Below are 15,108 nucleotides of genomic sequence, written 5' to 3'. Positions count from 1 at the left end.
GGTCGGAAATGGGCGGCCAGTATTCCCGACCCCGATGCGGCGCGTAAGAACGCACTTTTTTGTGCGCTGGGCACAAAAAGGTTACCGGGAAGCAAAGATGAAGAAGAACGTTTCGGGCTGCTCGGTCGAGGAAGCCATGCGGGTGATCGGTGGTCGCTGGCGGCTGTTGCTGGTGTCTTACCTGCTCGACGGCAGCAAGCGCTTCAACGAGTTGCGCCGTGACATGCCGGAGATTTCCCAGCGGGTGCTGACCGCCGAGCTGCGTGCGCTGGAAGAGGCGGGGCTGGTGACTCGCACCGTGTATCCCGAGGTTCCGCCGCGCGTGGAGTACTGCCTGAGCGATGACGGCGACCGGCTGCGGCCGGTGGTCGAGGTGATCAAGACCTTCGGCCTCTGGCTCAAGGCCCGTCCGGAGCTGTAGGACGGGGGCGCCAGGCCCCACGGAACGCTGCTGAAGGCGCGCTTCGCCGCTACCGCTGGCGGTTGTGCCGCTGCCAGCGCAGGCCGTGCCGGCCGATCGCAAGCATGGCTCGCTCCTACAGGGTGTTCCCCTGCGAATTTCGGGTTGCACCTTTTCCAGCCCTGGCACGAACACTGCTTTCTTCCTGCCGTCCAGCCAGCCCCTGCGGGTTGCAGCCGGGCGAGCCCGTGGCCGTGCTCCGTTTGGTAGCGCCGTGTGTGGGAAATGTCACCGGTTGCACCGGATCTGCGCGTACGACCAACGGCTTGTTTTTATTGGGTTGCACCTGGTTGCACCTTGAGAATCGGCGGTATAACCTTGCGCCGTTTTCAGGCAAACCTTCTAACAACAGGAAGCCCCATGGCCACCACCACCCTTGGCGTGAAGCTCGACGACGCCACCCGCGAGCGCCTCAAGCTGGCTGCCCAGCAACTCGACCGTACCCCGCACTGGCTGATCAAGCAGGCCATCTTCTCCTACCTGGAGCAGGTGGAAGGTGGGCTGACCCCGGCCGAACAATCCGGCCTGGCAGCGGCGGCGGGCGAGGAGTCGCTGGATTCGCTGAACGAACAAGGGTTGCAGCTCTTCCTCGATTTCGCCGAAAGCATCCTGCCGCAGTCCGTGCTGCGTGCGGCCATCACCGCCGCCTACCGCCGCCCGGAAACCGAAGCGCTGCCGATGCTGCTGGACCTTGCCCGCCTGCCGAAAGAGCAGGCCGGCGCCGCCAGCAAGATGGCACTGGGCATCGCCGAGAAGCTGCGTAACCAGAAGAACGCCGGTGGCCGTCAGGGCCTGGTGCAGGGTCTGCTGCAGGAGTTCTCGCTGTCGTCGCAGGAAGGTGTGGCGCTGATGTGCCTGGCCGAGGCGCTGCTGCGTATCCCGGACAAGGCCACCCGTGACGCGCTGATCCGCGACAAGATCAGCAACGGCAACTGGAGCCAGCACCTGGGCCAGAGCCCGTCGATGTTCGTCAACGCCGCCTCCTGGGGCCTGCTGATCACCGGCAAGCTGGTGGCGACCCACACCGAAGCCGGCATGTCCTCGTCGCTCAACCGCATCATCGGCAAGTCCGGCGAGCCGCTGATCCGCAAGGGCGTGGACATGGCCATGCGCCTGATGGGCGAGCAGTTCGTCACCGGCGAAACCATCGCCGAAGCCCTGGCCAATGCGGCCAACATGGAGTCCCGCGGCTTCCGCTACTCCTACGACATGCTCGGCGAAGCGGCGCTGACCTTTGACGACGCCAAGCGCTACCTGGCTTCCTACGAGCAGGCGATCCATGCCATCGGCAAGGCCTCCCACGGCCGTGGCATCTACGAAGGCCCGGGCATCTCGATCAAGCTCTCCGCGCTGCACCCGCGCTACAGCCGCGCGCAGTACGACCGCGTGATGGACGAGCTGTACCCGACCGTGCTCGGCCTGGTGAAGATGGCCCGCGACTACGACATCGGCATCAACATCGACGCCGAGGAAGCCGACCGCCTGGAAATCTCCCTCGACCTGCTCGAACGCCTGTGCTTCGAGCCGTCGCTGGCCGGCTGGAACGGCATCGGCTTCGTCATCCAGGCCTACCAGAAGCGCTGCCCGTACGTGATCGACTACGTCATCGACCTGGCCAAGCGCAGCCGCCACCGCCTGATGATCCGCCTGGTGAAGGGCGCCTACTGGGACAGCGAGATCAAGCTGGCCCAGGTCAACGGCCTGGAAGGCTATCCGGTCTACACCCGCAAGCCTTACACCGACGTGTCCTACCTGGCCTGCGCGCGCAAGCTGCTGGCCGTGCCGGAATCCATCTACCCGCAGTTCGCCACCCACAACGCCCACTCGCTGTCGGCCATCTACCAGCTGGCCGGGCAGAACTACTACCCGGGCCAGTACGAGTTCCAGTGCCTGCACGGCATGGGCGAGCCGCTCTACGAGCAGGTGGTGGGCAAGGTCGCCGACGGCAAGTTCAACCGTCCGTGCCGCATCTACGCCCCGGTGGGCAGCCATGAAACCCTGCTGGCGTATCTCGTTCGCCGCCTGCTGGAAAACGGCGCCAACACCTCCTTCGTCAACCGCATTGCCGACCACAGCATCTCCCTCCAGGACCTGGTGCTCGACCCGGTGCTGCAGGTCGAGCAGATGGCCGCGCAGGAAGGCACCCTGGGCCTGCCGCACCCGCGCATCCCGCTGCCGCGCGACCTCTATGGCGACAGTCGCCTGAACTCCGCCGGCATCGACCTGGCCAACGAGCACCGCCTGGGTTCGCTGTCCTCGGCGCTGCTGTCGAGCACCAACCACGCCTATGTCGCCGAGCCGATGCTGGGCCTGGCCGATGCCGCGCCCGGCGAGCCGCAGCCGGTACGCAACCCGGCCGACCTGCGCGACGTGGTGGGCCACGTGCGGGAAGCCAGCGAAGCCGATGTGAACAACGCCATCCTCGGTGCGCTGTCCAGCGCGCAGATCTGGCAATCGACCCAGCCGGCCGAGCGCGGCGCCATCCTGCAGCGTGCCGCCGACCTGATGGAAGCCGAGATCCAGTCGCTGATGGGCGTACTGGTGCGTGAATCGGGCAAGACCTTCGCCAACGCCATCGCCGAAGTGCGCGAGGCGGTGGACTTCCTGCGCTACTACGGCGCCCAGGCCAGCACCCACTTCGCCAACGACAGCCACCGCCCGCTGGGCCCGGTGGTGTGCATCAGCCCGTGGAACTTCCCGCTGGCGATCTTCAGCGGCCAGGTGGCCGCCGCCCTGGCAGCCGGCAACACCGTGCTGGCCAAGCCCGCCGAGCAGACTCCGCTGATCGCCGCGCAAGCCGTGCGCATCCTGCTGGAAGCCGGCGTACCCGCCGGCGCCGTGCAGCTGCTGCCGGGCCGTGGTGAAACCGTCGGCGCCCGCCTGGTGGGCGACGAGCGCGTGCGTGGCGTGATGTTCACCGGCTCCACCGAAGTGGCCGGCATCCTCCAGCGCAACATCGCTGGCCGCCTCGACGCCCAGGGCCGCACCATCCCGCTGATCGCCGAAACCGGCGGCCTCAACGCGATGATCGTCGACTCCTCGGCACTGGCCGAGCAGGTGGTGGTGGACGTGGTCAACTCCGCGTTCGACAGCGCCGGCCAGCGCTGCTCCGCGCTGCGCGTGCTGTGCGTGCAGGAAGACGCCGCCGACCGCGTGGTGCAGATGCTCAAGGGCGCCATGGCCGAGTACCGCGTCGGTGCGCCGGAGCGCCTGCACACCGACATCGGTCCGGTGATCGACGAGGAAGCCAAGGGCAACATCGACAAGCACATCCAGACGATGCGCGACAAAGGCCGCAAGGTCTTCCAGAGTGCTCGCGTGGATGCCGAGGAAATCAAGCGCGGCACCTTCGTCGTGCCCACCCTGATCGAGCTGGACAGCTTCAGCGAGCTCAAGCGTGAAATCTTCGGCCCGGTGCTGCACGTGGTGCGCTACCAGCGCGCCGACCTGGACCAGCTGCTCGCGCAGATCAACGAATCCGGCTACGGCCTGACCCTGGGCGTACACACCCGCATCGACGAGACCATCGCCCAGGTGGTGGGCACCGCCCATGTCGGCAACCTCTACGTGAACCGCAACGTGGTTGGCGCCGTGGTCGGCGTGCAGCCCTTCGGTGGTGAGGGCCTGTCCGGCACCGGTCCGAAGGCCGGCGGCCCGCTGTACCTGTATCGCCTGCTGTCGACCCGTCCGCAGGATGCCGTGGCCAACCAGCTCAAGGGCGACGGCGCCCAGGCGCTGCCGCGTCCGAAGGATGCCCAGCAGGCCGTGGACGCGCTGACCAAGTGGGCAGGGCAGCAGGACGCTGCCCTGGCGACCCTGCTCGGTGGCTACGGTGAATTGGCGCAGAGCTTCACCCAGCAGGTACTCACCGGCCCGACCGGCGAGCGCAACACCTACACCCTGCTGCCGCGCGAGCATGTGCTGTGCCTGGCGGAAGACCGCGCCGACCTGCTGGCCCAGCTGGCCGCCGTGCTCAACGTCGGCAGCCGTCCGCTGGTGGCCGAGTCCAATGCCGCTGTGGTCAAGGAACTGCCCAAGGAAGTCGCCCAGCGCATCGAGCTGGTCGCCGACTGGAGCGCGACCGACAAGGTGTTCGACGCCATCCTGCACCACGGCGACTCCGACCAGCTGCGTGCAGTCTGCGAACAGGCGAGCAAGCGCAAGGGCGCCATCGTCGGCGTCACCGGGCTGAACCGCGGGGAAACCGACATCCCGCTGGAACGCCTGCTGATCGAGCGTGCCCTGAGCGTCAACACCGCCGCTGCCGGCGGCAACGCCAGCCTGATGACCATCGGCTGATGACGGTGCCGGAAGCGCCTTACCGGGCGCTTCCGGCCAGTCTTACGGCCGCTTGCCGCGGCCAACCGGCCTGCCAGCCCTTGGGCGGAGCTACCCGCTCCCGGCAGGCCGTTACTCTCGCGCTTCCTGCGCAATCCGTCTCGGGCCAGCGCCCGGCACAACGGCGGGGCTATCCGCTCCGCCGATTCCTTTCCTGCCGACTCAGACCGGCGCCGCAGTGCGGGTCAGCTGCTCCAGCAGTTCCAAGTCAGTGCTCATGCCCGAGGTCTCGCGGATGCGCGCGAGGATTTCCTTCTTCAGGGCGATGAATTCGGGGGCCATCTTCATGTCCTGGTTGCGCTCGGCCGGCAGCGGCACCTCGTAGACGCTGTCGATGCGACCGGGGCGCGGCGCCATCAGCACCACGCGGCCACCCAGGTAGATCGCCTCGTCGACGTCGTGGGTGACGAACAGGATGGTGCTGTTCTCCAGGCGATGCACATGGCGGATCAGGTCGTGCATCACCTCGCGGGTCTGCGCGTCCAGCGCTCCGAAAGGCTCGTCCATCAGCAGAATCTGCGGCTTGGGCATCAGCGCGCGGGCGATCGCCACCCGTTGCTGCATGCCGCCGGACAGCTGGCTGGGGTAGGCCTGGGCGAAGGCCGACAGGCCCATCAGGTTGAGCAGCGCATCGGCGCGGCCGCTGGCGACCTCCACGTCGGCATCGCCGCGCACGGTGTCGGACACCACCTTGAGCCGGCGGCAGAACTTGATGTTCTCCATCACCCGCAGCCAGGGGTACAGGCTGTAGTGCTGGAAGACCATGGCGCGGTCGATGCCGGGGCCGTTCACGGCACGGCCATCGACGAGGATTTCGCCGCCGCTGTGGCGCTCCAGCCCGCCGATGCTGCGCAACAGGGTGGACTTGCCGCAGCCCGAGGCGCCGACGAAGGTGACGAACTCGTTGGCGCGAATCTCCAGGTTCACATCCTGCAGCGCCTGTACGTGCCGGCCCTGGCTGCTGAAGACCTTGTCGACGTGGCGGATGGCGATCTTGTTCTGGCTCATCAGGCTTACCTCTTCATCCAGGGGAAGGCGACCCGGCCGAGCCAGCGGAACGCCTGGTCGGTGAGCAGGCCGATGACGCCGATCAGCAGGATGCCGGCAAAGATCTTGTCGGTCTGCATGTAGCGCTGGGCGCGCAGGATGGCGTAGCCCAGACCGGAGTTGGCGGCGACCAGCTCGGCCACCACCAGGTAGGTCCAGGCCCAGCCGCAGGTGATGCGCAGGGTGTCGAGCAGCGCAGGGCGCGCCGAGGGCAGCACCACCAGGCGGATGGTCTCGGCGCGGCTGGCGCCCATGGTCTGCGCTGCCTCGATCTGCGCCATGGGCACGCGGCGCACATCCTCGGCGACCATCAGCACCATCTGGAAGAAGGTGCCGATGAAGATGATCAGTACCTTGGAGCCTTCGTCGATGCCGACCCAGAGCATCACCAGCGGGATGAAGGCCACCGCCGGCATGTAGCGAATGAAGTCGGTGAGCGGTTCGAGGAAGGCTTGAACCGGGCGGTAGGTGCCGATGTACAGGCCCAGCGGCAGGGCGATCACCGCCGAGGCGAGGAAGCCGGCCATGACCCGCCAGACGCTGATGGCGATATCGCCCAGCAGGCCTTCGTCGCCCCACCAGTGACCGATGCGCTTGAGCACGGCGTCCGGGCCGGGGAAGAACATCGGGTTGGCCAATCCGGCGGCGCTGTAGGCCCACCAGAGCAGCAACGGCAGCAGCAGGCCGGCTGCGGCCAGGGTCCAGACGGCGCTGCGTGGCAGTTCGCCGCGGATCACCCACCAGCGCTGGCTGGCGGGCTGCGCGACAGGGCGGGGCAGGGGCTGGTGGGCGGTCATGGCGTCACCTCCTCATCGGGGTACAGGGGCAGCTCGCAGGCTTGCCAGCCACCGGCGGGCGGGGTGGCGCCGAGGCTGTTGAGCCAGTGGGCGTCGCGCAGCAGTTCGGGGTGGTCGGGATCGGCATCGCTGGGCAACAGCCGGGCGCCAATACGCGCCGGCAGGGTGCTCAGTTCGATGCGCCAGGGGGCTACGCCACCCTGGTGGCGGCCAAAGCTCAGTTCGAAATCCAGCAGCTCGGGGGTGTCGCTGTCGAGCAGTGCGGCCAGCGATGGTGCGTGGGGCAGCGGCAGGCGCCGCCCGGCGGCGAACAGGAAGCAGTCGCCGGCCAGCAGCAGGCAGCCCTGACGGCCGTCCGCTCCGAGCAGCCAGGTGCCACGGTTGCGCCCGAGCGACTCGGGCAGGCGCTCCCAGACTTCGTGGTAGCTGCCGTCCAGGCCGTCCTCCAGCACCTTTTCGCTGTCCACGAAGTGCATGCGGCCGATGTCCTCGCCGCCATTGGGCGGCTGGAAGTCGATTGCGCGGTGCCACTGGCAGATATCGCCAGTGATTTCGGTGAGGCCTGCAAAACCGGCCTGGTTCGCCAGTGCTTCGGGCGTTTCGGGGGCGGGCAGTGGAATGCGCAGGTCGGCGAACAGACGCTCGGTCTGTAGCCAGTACACGCGGGTGCTGGTGTCATGCGTTCCGCCGGTGGTGGTCAGCAGGGTGCGCTGCCAGACGCCGAGGTAGGCGGACGGTACTGCGGAAGTGTTCAGGCCAGGCATGCGTTTTCCTCCCATTCGGCGAGCACGGAACGGCTGTCCAGTACGCGACCGAACAGCCCGCCTTCCACCTCGACCATGGCCAGGGCGGCGGCGTGCAGCTCGGCGCTCGGCGAGCCGCAGGCATCGCTCACCAGCGTACAGGCGTAGCCCAGCTCCACCGCCGCGCGCTGGGTGGAAGAAACGCACACTTCGGTGGTCACGCCGCAGAGCACCAGGTGGCCGATGCCGCGCCGACGCAGCAGCAGGTCCAGGTCGGTGTAAGCGAAGGCGCTGTAGCCCGGTTTGTCGATCACCGGCTCGTCGGCCAGCGGGCGCAGTTCGTCAATCAGGTCGTGACCATACTCACCACGCACCAGCAGCCGCCCCAGCGGGCCGCGTGCGCCGATGGGCGCGCCGGCCTGTTCGGCACGGCGGCGCTTGCTCTCGTGCAGGTCGGTGAGGTCGGGGCGGTGCCCTTCGCGGGTGTGCACTACCAGCAGGCCCAGGGCGCGGGCGCTGTCCAGCAGGCGCGAGATGGCCGGGATCGGCGCGCGCAGGCGGCCGATCTCCAGCCCGGCCTGGTCGGCGTAGCCGCCGGGGGCACAGAAGTCGCGCTGCATGTCGATGACGATCAGGGCGACGCTCACAGCCCGAACTCCTTGCGTACCGCAGCGGCGATGCCTTTTACGATGTCCTTCGCCATGCGCAGGCCCTTGTCGGCGCTGGAACCGCGCGCCGAGGACAGCACGCCCGAGGGCGGCACCCACTCGGTGCGGCTGGGGTACATGTCGTAGGGCGGGAAGTCGGCCGGGCCATCGTCGGGGATCAGGTCCAGGCGCACCAGGCTAGGCAGGTAGTGCAGCATCAGCGAGGTCTCGATCACCGCCGCGTGCTCCAGGGCGAAGCCGGGGAAGCCGTCGGGGAATACGTCGTTCAGCGTGGCTTCGCTGCAGAAGTCCCAGTGCTCCAGGCGCATCACTTCCAGCGGGCTGGAAGGCCCCAGCTCACGCAGCGCGAGCTGGATGCCCTCGGTGACGAACCATTGGTTCTCGTAGTGCCCGTCCACCAGCACCAGGCGGGTGACGCCGTGGCGGGCGAACTCGCGCACGGCGTCGCGCACCAGGGCGATCAGGGTCTGCCCGTCGAGGCTGGTGGTGCCGCAGAAGTGCTGGCCGCCGCCGCACTTGGGCTGGGACTTGTAGCCGTAGGACAGGGCGGGCGCGACCAGACCGTCGACCTGGCGGGCGACGTCTTCGCACAGCGCACTGGCCAGCAGTGCATCGGTGCCCAGTGGCAGGTGCGGGCCGTGCTGCTCGGTGGCGCCGCAGGGCAGGAAGACCACGGGGGATTGCTCGCGCACCCGGCGCGCGTATTCGACCCAGCTGAGCTGGTCCATGCGGACAGTCATGTTTCGGCCTCGCAGAGAGTGGGGGAAAGGTCAGGAGAGGGGCGCGCGGCGATCAGCGCCGCCGCCAGAACCAGGGAGCCGCCGAGCCATTCGCGCAGGCCCAGTTCGCGGTCGCCGAACCACGCGGCGGTGAGTACGGCGACCAGCAGTTCGATCACCACCAGCACCGAGGCGCGGCTCGCCTCGACATGGCTGAAACCATATTGCGCAGCTCCCATGGCGGCCAGCCAGAACAGCCCGAAGCCGGCCAGTTGCAGCCATTGGTGGTCGTCGAGGGCAGGCAGCGGTGTGCCTTGCAGCAGGCAGAACAGGCCGCCCAGAACGGCGCTACCGATGAAACCGCCCACTGCCTTGCTGGCCAGCGGGACCTGCTCGGCGGCGCGGGTGGCCAGGTTGTTGAGGGCGAAGGCGAAGCCGGCGGAGAGCGCCAGCCAGTCGCTGGCGGCCAGCGGGCGGAAGGTGTCGTGGCTGATGCCGAGGGTCAGGGCAATGCCGAGCATGGCCAGCGCGAGGGCGCCGAGTCGCGTAGGCGTCAGGCGTTCGCCGAACAGCAGCCGGCCACCGAGCAGGCCCAGGCCCCAGACCGGCGCGAGATAGAACAACAGCATGGCGCGCACCACGTCGCCCTCGGAGAGCGCCGCCACCAGCCCGGCCGTGGCCCAGCCGCCGAACAGGCCGATGGCGAGCAGGGCGCCGCGTTGCGGCCACCACTGCCGGCGCTGGCTCAGTACCAGCGGCACGGCCAGTGTGCAGAGCAGCCCGTAGGTGCAAAGTACCAGCGGCATGCCGGCAAGGCCCTGGCCGGCGAAGTGCGCCAGGGGCATCCAGCCCAGGCCCCAGATGGCGGCGCCCAGCAGCAGGACGATTTCCGCGCGCATCAGCCGCCCATCCAGGCGCCGCCATTGGCGCCGAGTATCTGTCCGTGGAAGAAGCTCGCGCCGGGCGAGACGAGGAACAGCACCGCCGCGGCGATCTCCTCCGGCTGGCCGAGGCGGCCGGCGGGGATGGCGGTTTCGCGGGCGATCATCGCCTCGCTCATGTGCTCGACCGAGACCATCGGTGTCTCCACCGGGCCCGGCGCCACGCCGTTGATGCGGATGTGCGGGGCGAACTCCCGCGCCAGCGCCTTGGTCAGGCCGATCACCCCGGCCTTGGCGGCGCAGTACGCGGCGTAGCGTTCGCGGCCGAGCTGGCCCAGCTCCGAGGCAATGTTGACAATGCTGCCGCTGCCGCGCGCCTGCATGTGCATCAGGGCATGGCGGCAGCAGCGGTAGACAGCGTGCAGGTCGACGCCGAGCAGGTTCGCCCAGTCGTCTTCGCTGGTATCGAGGAAGGGCTTTTCCAGGATGATCCCGGCGTTGTTCACCAGGATGTCCAGCTCGCCTTCGGCGAGCACGCGGGTGAACATCTCGGCGACCTGTTCCGGCTCCGCGACGTCGGCCTGTACGGCATAGGCGCGCCCCCCGCTGGAGGCGATGCGCGCTACCAGCGCGGTGGCAGCTTCCGGCTGGTCGAGGTGGTTGATCCACACCTGCGCGCCGGCTCCCGCCAGCGCCAGGGCGATGGCCCGGCCGATGCCCTGGGTGGCGCCGGTGACCAGGGCGGTCTGTCCTGCGAGCGGTTTCATCAGTGCATCACCTCACCATGGCTGACCGACAGCGCCTGACCGGTAATGGCGCTGGCCAGTGTGCTGCCGAGGAACAGGAAGGTGCCGGCGAGATCAGCCGGCGTGAGCAGCTCCGGCACCGCCTGGGCGGCGAGGATCTGCGCCAGCTCGTCGCTCTCGCTGCGGCCGTTGGCCTCGGCCATCACCCGCAGAGAACGCATTGCAGCTTCGGTGGCGATCCAGCCGGGGCACACGGCGTTGACGCGAACGCGCCTTGGCCCCAGTTCCCACGCCAGCGAGCGGGTCAGGCCGATCACCGCGTGCTTGCTGGCGACATAGGCGGAGAAGCCCGGCACGCCTTTCAGGCCCCAGATCGATGCCTGGTTGATCACGCAACTGCCGGCGTGCAGTTGCGGCAGCAGGGCGCGGGTGAGGCGCAGCATCGAGGCGACGTTGTTGTCCAGCAATGCCTGCCAGCGCTGGTCGGTCTCGGCGTTGCCGCCCTCCAGCGGCGTGGCGTACTCCACGCCGGCGTTGTTGATCAGCACGTCGAGCGCAGCGCCCTGGCGGCTGTCGGCAAAGGCGGCGATGGCGTCGCTGTCGCCCAGGTCGAGGGTGGCGGTGCGCAGGTCGCACAGTGCTGTCAGCCCGTCCGCCACGCCTTGCAGCGCCTCGGTGTTGCGGTCGAGCAGCTCCAGCGTCGCGCCCTGTTCGGCGAACGCCCGCGCCAGGCCCTTGCCGATGCCGCTGGCGGCGCCGGTGATGAGGACGCGCTTGCCCCGGTAGTCGATCATGCTCAGACCGCCGTCAGGAAGGAGACGCCCACAGCGCCATAGAAGCCGTCCGCGCGGTCGTTGCCCGCGGGCGCGACCTCGCCGTAGTTGTCGTCCACCACGCGGCGCAGGCGGTGCTGGTGGAAGCCCTTGAACAGCAGGTGCATCGGCAGCACCTGGGCGTAGCCGTCGCCGTACAGTTCGTGGTGCAGCTTGCGCAGGCGGTACCAGGGCGCCACGGGTTTCTCGTGGTGGGCGTTGTGGTAGGCGAAGTTGAGCAGCAGCAGGTCGAGCACCGGCCAGCGCACCGAGACCACGTTGGAGAAGGTGTTCATCTGCTCGTAGGTGCGGTCGCGGGACTTGTCGTCGGGAATCTTGCCGCCGTCCTCCAGCACCGCGAAGGCGTCGTAGGTGTGCTGGTAGGCGTCGGTGAAGCGCAGCACGATGATCATCAGCGTCCAGGCGACGAAGTAGAGCAGCAGCGCCTTGAACGACACGGCGGCGACCACGCCGAACAACGCGCCGCGCACCAGCAGGGTCAGCGCCACACGGCGGCGGTTGGCGCGGTGGCGCGGGTTGTCGGTGATGAAGGGCAGGAGGATCACGTAGTAATGCATGATCAGCTCCACCGCCGGTACGTAGGCCCACTCGGCGGCCAGCACCACGGCGCGCACCCAGCGAGGGCTGCGTGCGAGGAAGGCCTTGGTGTCGAAGGTGATCACGTCGGCGCGGTCGACGTGGTGGCGCATGTGCTTGCGGCGCAGGTCCTGAAAGCCCGCGTAGCAGCTGCCGCAGAGCCAGCTGCAGGCCTCGCCGGCCCAGGTGTTGTGCGCCGGCTTGGCGAAGATGGTGCCGTGGGCGAACTCATGGATCAGGTAGGCCGCGACTATCATCGCGTGGCCCAGCAGCAGGGTGCCGGCGGCATTGAGCAGCCAGTTGTCGGCGAACAGCAGGGCGAAGCCGGCGGCGTAGCCACCGAAGGCGTAGGCCAGGGCCAGGCTGTTGGGCAGTCGGCCATCGGCGTAGCGGTACAGGGACGCGGACATGAAGAACCTCCGTAGGCGTTCCCGCCCTCCCGGCGGGAACGGTGGGTGGGTGCCTTACTGGGCGAGGGCCTGGACGAACTGCGCGTCGAAGGTCTGGGCGAAGTCGGGTATCGCCGGAATCTGACTGTTGTCCTTGAGCAACTGGGCGATCACCGCGCCGCTGCCGAAGAAGGAGCTGGTAGCGTCGGATTTCTCGAAGTTCCTGTTCATTTCCGCCAGCGGGATGTTGTAGACCCCGGCCATCTGCTCCTTGGCCTCGGCGGCGCTGACGCCCAGCACCTTGCCGATGATCTCGGCGGACTCGTCCGGGTGCGCCTTCATGTAGGCCAGACCGTCGACGTAACCCTGGATCATCGCGCTGATCGCCTTCTGGCGTTTGCCGATGACCTCCTGGTTGAACACCAGCACGTCGGTGATCAGCCCCGGCGCGTCCTTGGAGGAATACACGACGTGGAACTTGTCGCCGGGCATGCCGAGGATCTGCGAGACGTTGGGCTCGTACGTCACGCCCACCGGCAGGCTGCCGGAGGCCATGGCGCCGGGGATGCCTTCGGGCGTCATGTTCACCGGGTTGATGTCCTTGTCGCTCAGGCCGTGGCTCTTGAGCGCGTAGGCGAGCAGGAAATCGGATGGCGAGAGCGGGTTGAAGCCGATCTTCCTGCCCTTGAAATCGGCGACCGACTTGATCGACTTGTCGGCGACGATGGCGTCCCCGCCGTTGGAGAAATCGATGGGCATCACCACGCGGTACGGCTGCCCCTTGGCGACACCGCCGACCACCTGGTCGTAGGTGAGCATGCCGCCGTCGAGGGCGCCGCCGGTCATGGCGGTGGGGATCAGCGCCGGATCGTTGAAGAACTGCAGCTCCACCTTCAGCCCGTGGGGCTTGTAGAGGTCGAGCTTGTCGGCGACGTAGAAGGGCGCGTAGCCGGCCCAGACGACGGTGCCGATCTTGAGCTTCTCGGCGGCCTGGAGCGTCAGCGGCACGACCCCGGCGGCAGCAAGCAGACAGGCACCGAGCAGGGTCTTGCGCAGGGAACGCAGGGAAAGCGGCATGGTCATGGCATTGCTCCTAACGGTTGGAAATCGGCACGGGATGACATCACGTCTCCCGGGCTTTTCTCCCGCCGTGTAGCCCTGTCCCTAGGGCCGGAAAACTCTCGGACCAGACGCCTTTCTTGCGAAAGACCGGAACCCTAGTTCGCCTGTGGTGCAACTCCAGTGTGCCTTGCAGCGTTCGCCCACCCGGTGGCTACCTTGCCGTGGGTGATGCATCCCGTTGCAGGGGACAGAGCAATTGAAATGCCAGCTTTTCCGAAACCCCCAAAACCGCCGGGGATTTCAATCGCTTAGCGGAAATCCCCGGTGCAGGGCGGGTGCCGGCCGGGCCATGGCCGGCACCAAGTCGATGCGCCTTGCCTTCTATTGAGGCATCAGGCGGTGCGCAGGGCGGTGCGCCGCAGTGAGGCGGCAGCCGTGGCCACGAACAGCCCGGCGGCGAGCGCCAGTGCGACCGGCACGCCTTGCGGGCCGAGGTCCATCAGGCTGCCGCTGAGCAGCGGCCCGAGCAGGCTGCCGACGCCCCACAGCATGCCGGCAGCGGCGTTGGCGGTGACCAGGTCTCGGCCGCGGAAGCGCTGGCCGATCAGCACCAGTGCCAGGGTGTAGACGCCACCGGCCACTGCGCCCAGTAGCATCAGCGCCGGCCACAGCAGCGCCGGCTGGCTGATCAGCCAGGGCAGGGCGAGGCCGATCAACATTGCCGCGACGCCGCAGGCAAGGTGCAGGGTGGGCCGGTCGAGGCGGTCGGACAGCCAGCCCAGCGGCAGCTGGCAGAGCATGTCGCCGAGCAGGATCACCGTCGCCATGAACGCAGCGATGCCCACCGCGTAGCCGTGACTGGAGGCGTAAACGGGGAAGAGCGAGAGCACCACGCTGTCGAAGAAAGAGAAGAACAGCACGCCCATGCACAGCGCAGGAGCCACCCGCAGGAAACCGGCCAGGGAGAAGCTGCGCGGCTCCTCGACATGTTCGTGAATGCCTTCCTCGGGCATGGCGAAGGCCACGGTGGCCAGGGCGATCAGGTGCCCTGCGCTGACCAGCAGCACCACCCAGGGCGTCTGCGCGCCGAGCAGCGCCACCAGTGTCGGGCCGAGCAGCTGGAAGGCGGTGAAGCTGGTGGCATAGAGGGCCACGATGGTGCCGCGGTTCTTCTCGCCGCACAGCTCGTTGACCCAGGCTTCGCCGAGGATGATCGCGATGCCCATGCCGACGCCCAGTGCCAGGCGTGCCGCCGCCAGCAGCCAGAGGGAGTGGCTGCTGAATTCGATGGCTGCGGTGCTCGCGGTACACAGCACGAAGCACAGCAGGTACAGGCGGCGCCGGCTCATCAGCTGGCAGGCGCGGTCCACCAGGGTGGCGGCGAGGATCATGCCGGCCGCTGGCACCGCCGACAGGACGCCGATCTGCAGCGCGCTGGCGCCGTTGTCCAGCAGGCGCAGCGCTACCAGCGGCAAAGTCGCGCCCAGGCTCAGGCCGACGATGGAGACGGCGAACAGCAGCACCGCGAGAAGCGGTTTGTTGAGGGGGCTTGGGGTATTCATGGAAACCTTCTCTTGCCCCGGCGCTCAGGCCGTAGGGCGAACACATGCGAACGAGCCCGCCGGCGCTTACCGGAGGGCGGAATCGGAATGCGGAAATGCCGGCGCGAACGCGCGGCTTCCGGCTCAGCAGCCGGCGGGCGGAGAGAAGGTGAAGGCGAACAGCACGCTGCGGCGACGGCGCAGCACCGTATCAATCTTGCGTACGCGCGGAGGCTCTCGCAGCAGGGCGAGGCTCGGGTCGGCGAAGCGGTAGAACGGGGTCATGGTGCAGGTATTACGGGGGATGT

14 protein-coding genes and 1 riboswitch are annotated in these 15,108 nt (G+C 68.1%); of the genes, 2 read left to right on the top strand and 12 right to left on the bottom strand.

The features are described 5' to 3' along the window. Positions 1-97: 97 nt before the first annotated feature. Together IB261_RS16510 and putA are read left to right on the top strand one after the other, a co-directional pair. Positions 98-421 (top strand): winged helix-turn-helix transcriptional regulator, encoded by a 324-nt coding sequence (locus IB261_RS16510; RefSeq protein WP_081520525.1) that lies wholly within the window; start codon positions 98-100, stop codon positions 419-421. Between the two features lie 399 nt (positions 422-820). Beyond that, complete coding sequence (gene putA / locus IB261_RS16505; protein WP_192382599.1) at positions 821-4,759, top strand: trifunctional transcriptional regulator/proline dehydrogenase/L-glutamate gamma-semialdehyde dehydrogenase; 3,939 nt, start codon at positions 821-823, stop codon at positions 4,757-4,759. A gap of 201 nt (positions 4,760-4,960) precedes the next feature. Here putA and IB261_RS16500 read toward each other — a convergent pair whose 3' ends face one another. The 12 genes from IB261_RS16500 to IB261_RS16445 all read right to left on the bottom strand — a co-directional run bounded on the left by IB261_RS16500 (position 4,961) and on the right by IB261_RS16445 (position 15,085). Continuing rightward, positions 4,961-5,806: an ABC transporter ATP-binding protein gene (locus IB261_RS16500; RefSeq protein WP_081520523.1), complete on the bottom strand. Its 846-nt coding sequence runs from the start codon at positions 5,804-5,806 to the stop codon at positions 4,961-4,963. Positions 5,807-5,811: 5 nt separating this feature from the next. Then, positions 5,812-6,642 (bottom strand): ABC transporter permease, encoded by an 831-nt coding sequence (locus IB261_RS16495; RefSeq protein WP_081520522.1) that lies wholly within the window; start codon positions 6,640-6,642, stop codon positions 5,812-5,814. After that, positions 6,639-7,406: a hypothetical protein gene (locus IB261_RS16490; RefSeq protein WP_081520521.1), complete on the bottom strand. Its 768-nt coding sequence runs from the start codon at positions 7,404-7,406 to the stop codon at positions 6,639-6,641. The genes IB261_RS16495 and IB261_RS16490 overlap by 4 nt, the downstream gene beginning before the upstream one ends. Further along, the gene (locus IB261_RS16485) at positions 7,394-8,005 is read right to left on the bottom strand and encodes a cysteine hydrolase family protein (RefSeq protein ID WP_081520572.1); all 612 of its coding nucleotides are present in this window, start codon (positions 8,003-8,005) and stop codon (positions 7,394-7,396) included. The genes IB261_RS16490 and IB261_RS16485 overlap by 13 nt, the downstream gene beginning before the upstream one ends. 23 nt (positions 8,006-8,028) lie before the next feature. Beyond that, positions 8,029-8,793, bottom strand: a complete 765-nt coding sequence (locus tag IB261_RS16480) for a creatininase (protein ID WP_192296329.1) — start codon at positions 8,791-8,793, stop codon at positions 8,029-8,031. Continuing rightward, positions 8,790-9,671, bottom strand: coding sequence for a DMT family transporter (locus IB261_RS16475; RefSeq protein WP_192382598.1), 882 nt, complete (start codon positions 9,669-9,671; stop codon positions 8,790-8,792). Before IB261_RS16475 ends, IB261_RS16480 begins: the two co-directional genes overlap by 4 nt. Continuing rightward, a complete protein-coding gene (locus IB261_RS16470; RefSeq protein WP_192382597.1) occupies positions 9,671-10,420 on the bottom strand; it encodes an SDR family NAD(P)-dependent oxidoreductase in 750 nt (249 codons plus the stop codon). The genes IB261_RS16475 and IB261_RS16470 overlap by 1 nt, the downstream gene beginning before the upstream one ends. Beyond that, the gene (locus tag IB261_RS16465; protein ID WP_192382596.1) at positions 10,420-11,193 is read right to left on the bottom strand and encodes an SDR family NAD(P)-dependent oxidoreductase; all 774 of its coding nucleotides are present in this window, start codon (positions 11,191-11,193) and stop codon (positions 10,420-10,422) included. Before IB261_RS16465 ends, IB261_RS16470 begins: the two co-directional genes overlap by 1 nt. 2 nt (positions 11,194-11,195) lie before the next feature. Next, the gene (locus tag IB261_RS16460; RefSeq protein WP_192382595.1) at positions 11,196-12,218 is read right to left on the bottom strand and encodes a fatty acid desaturase family protein; all 1,023 of its coding nucleotides are present in this window, start codon (positions 12,216-12,218) and stop codon (positions 11,196-11,198) included. A gap of 54 nt (positions 12,219-12,272) precedes the next feature. Next, entirely contained in the window at positions 12,273-13,280 is a 1,008-nt protein-coding gene (locus IB261_RS16455) for an ABC transporter substrate-binding protein (RefSeq protein WP_225594992.1), read from the bottom strand. Between the two features lie 44 nt (positions 13,281-13,324). Then, positions 13,325-13,429, bottom strand: a riboswitch (guanidine-I (ykkC/yxkD leader). A 222-nt stretch (positions 13,430-13,651) separates the two neighbouring features. Continuing rightward, positions 13,652-14,821 (bottom strand): MFS transporter, encoded by a 1,170-nt coding sequence (locus tag IB261_RS16450; RefSeq protein ID WP_192223628.1) that lies wholly within the window; start codon positions 14,819-14,821, stop codon positions 13,652-13,654. Between the two features lie 123 nt (positions 14,822-14,944). Then, positions 14,945-15,085, bottom strand: coding sequence for a hypothetical protein (locus IB261_RS16445; protein WP_167523196.1), 141 nt, complete (start codon positions 15,083-15,085; stop codon positions 14,945-14,947). Positions 15,086-15,108: the final 23 nt, after the last annotated feature.

The sequence above is a fragment of the Pseudomonas sp. PDM20 genome (assembly GCF_014852575.3).
GTDB lineage: Bacteria > Pseudomonadota > Gammaproteobacteria > Pseudomonadales > Pseudomonadaceae > Pseudomonas.
This window is presented reverse-complemented; position numbering and strand designations above follow the sequence as displayed.

Excerpts from the sequence above, each read along its gene's own strand:
- IB261_RS16465 (WP_192382596.1), bottom strand. The coding sequence starts at position 11,193 with ATGATCGACTACCGGGGCAAGCGCGTCCTCATCACCGGCGCCGCCAGC.
- IB261_RS16450 (WP_192223628.1), bottom strand. The coding sequence starts at position 14,821 with ATGAATACCCCAAGCCCCCTCAACAAACCGCTTCTCGCGGTGCTGCTG.
- IB261_RS16445 (WP_167523196.1), bottom strand. The coding sequence starts at position 15,085 with ATGACCCCGTTCTACCGCTTCGCCGACCCGAGCCTCGCCCTGCTGCGA.
- IB261_RS16500 (WP_081520523.1), bottom strand. The coding sequence starts at position 5,806 with ATGAGCCAGAACAAGATCGCCATCCGCCACGTCGACAAGGTCTTCAGC.
- IB261_RS16470 (WP_192382597.1), bottom strand. The coding sequence starts at position 10,420 with ATGAAACCGCTCGCAGGACAGACCGCCCTGGTCACCGGCGCCACCCAG.
- IB261_RS16485 (WP_081520572.1), bottom strand. The coding sequence starts at position 8,005 with ATGCAGCGCGACTTCTGTGCCCCCGGCGGCTACGCCGACCAGGCCGGG.
- IB261_RS16475 (WP_192382598.1), bottom strand. The coding sequence starts at position 9,671 with ATGCGCGCGGAAATCGTCCTGCTGCTGGGCGCCGCCATCTGGGGCCTG.
- IB261_RS16510 (WP_081520525.1), top strand. The coding sequence starts at position 98 with ATGAAGAAGAACGTTTCGGGCTGCTCGGTCGAGGAAGCCATGCGGGTG.
- IB261_RS16490 (WP_081520521.1), bottom strand. The coding sequence starts at position 7,406 with ATGCCTGGCCTGAACACTTCCGCAGTACCGTCCGCCTACCTCGGCGTC.
- putA (WP_192382599.1), top strand. The coding sequence starts at position 821 with ATGGCCACCACCACCCTTGGCGTGAAGCTCGACGACGCCACCCGCGAG.
- IB261_RS16495 (WP_081520522.1), bottom strand. The coding sequence starts at position 6,642 with ATGACCGCCCACCAGCCCCTGCCCCGCCCTGTCGCGCAGCCCGCCAGC.
- IB261_RS16480 (WP_192296329.1), bottom strand. The coding sequence starts at position 8,793 with ATGACTGTCCGCATGGACCAGCTCAGCTGGGTCGAATACGCGCGCCGG.
- IB261_RS16455 (WP_225594992.1), bottom strand. The coding sequence starts at position 13,280 with ATGACCATGCCGCTTTCCCTGCGTTCCCTGCGCAAGACCCTGCTCGGT.
- IB261_RS16460 (WP_192382595.1), bottom strand. The coding sequence starts at position 12,218 with ATGTCCGCGTCCCTGTACCGCTACGCCGATGGCCGACTGCCCAACAGC.